Source organism: Parafrankia soli, assembly GCF_001854695.1.
Lineage (GTDB): Bacteria > Actinomycetota > Actinomycetes > Frankiales > Frankiaceae > Parafrankia > Parafrankia soli.
Genome location: NZ_MAXA01000088.1, coordinates 1 through 1,034, shown reverse-complemented (window position 1 = coordinate 1,034; position 1,034 = coordinate 1). Strand labels below are relative to the sequence as shown.

General features: G+C 66.8%; 3 protein-coding genes. 1 reads left to right on the top strand and 2 read right to left on the bottom strand.

What is annotated here, in order from left to right; all coding sequences use genetic code 11:
* Window positions 1-16 precede the first annotated feature (16 nt).
* Entirely contained in the window at window positions 17-250 is a 234-nt protein-coding gene (locus tag BBK14_RS42080; RefSeq protein WP_476739387.1) for an HAD hydrolase-like protein, read from the top strand.
* On the opposite strand, the gene BBK14_RS09090 is transcribed toward BBK14_RS42080, so the two are convergent.
* Both BBK14_RS09090 and BBK14_RS09085 read right to left on the bottom strand, forming a co-directional pair.
* A complete protein-coding gene (locus BBK14_RS09090; protein WP_071060986.1) occupies window positions 184-759 on the bottom strand; it encodes a P-loop NTPase family protein in 576 nt (191 codons plus the stop codon). The two genes, BBK14_RS42080 and BBK14_RS09090, sit on opposite strands and share 67 nt — an antisense overlap.
* Window positions 759-1,034, bottom strand: a 276-nt coding sequence (locus BBK14_RS09085) for a hypothetical protein (protein ID WP_241831331.1), incomplete at its 5' end; no start/stop codon positions are given. The genes BBK14_RS09085 and BBK14_RS09090, both read right to left, overlap by 1 nt.

Genomic DNA, 1,034 nt, shown 5'->3' with positions numbered 1-1,034 from the left:
CCTCGCGGCCGACGCCATCGGCGTCCCGATCGGCGCCTGCTGGTTCATCGGTGACACTCTCGGCCGCGACATCGCCTGCGCTCGGCGTGCCGGCGCCCAGGCGGCGATCCTCATGCGCTCACCCCGCACAGACCGGGAGCCACCGCACGACGACCTAAGACCGGACGCCCGGGTTGAGGATGGCTACGAGCTACTCGCACTGCTACGCCGAGCCTGGGGAGCTTCCGCAGCATCATCGGCCAGGACGTGACGGTGTATCCGCTCGGCGGCCTCGTGGGGAGACAACTCGGCCGTGTTCATCGTCAGGTCGGCCTCGGGTAGTGGCTCGGTCGCATCCCACGCCCGCAGGCGCGCCTCGGTGTCTCCGGTCCGTCGGGCAATGATTCGGTGCTCCGCTACCTCTCGTGGACACCAGAGGTAGACCATGCACCATCGAGCACCAGCGACAGCCGCGGTGACAGCGGCAACGGCTGGCCGCTGACCCAGATGCACGACAGGTATACCCGCCGACAGACCCGTCACCAGCGACGGACGGTCGACAACGTACCGGGCGCCGTACCGCTGGTTCTCCCACACCACATCGCCACTGCGGCGCAGCCCTTCAAGAGTCGACTCGTCGGACATCCGGTAGCCGCTCGTCCGTCCCGGTCCGACCTTCAACCGCGAGTAGAGCTGGTACCGCTCGTCGAGGTCACGCAGAGCGGTAGTGATCGTGTCCTTGCCCGCCGCTGGCGGACCGTAGAGGATCACGCCCTGCATTACTGGCCCTCGTCCGCGAGGATTCCCTTCACCAACTGCTTGGCCTGCTCCTGCAAAGGAGAACTCGATGCGCAGTTGTCGACTACGAGGTGTGCGTCCACTGGACGGAAGTCGAGGTTGATGGCGCCGAGATAGCCGTCCCAGTCAGCGAGCTTGTACGCGTCCCGGGCAGCGCCTCGCCGACGTACGTAGGTCAACATCGTGTCGGCATCGCAGTAGACCCAGACCACGGTCACCACCGCCTTCGCCGCCTCGTAGAACGCGCGGGTTCGGGC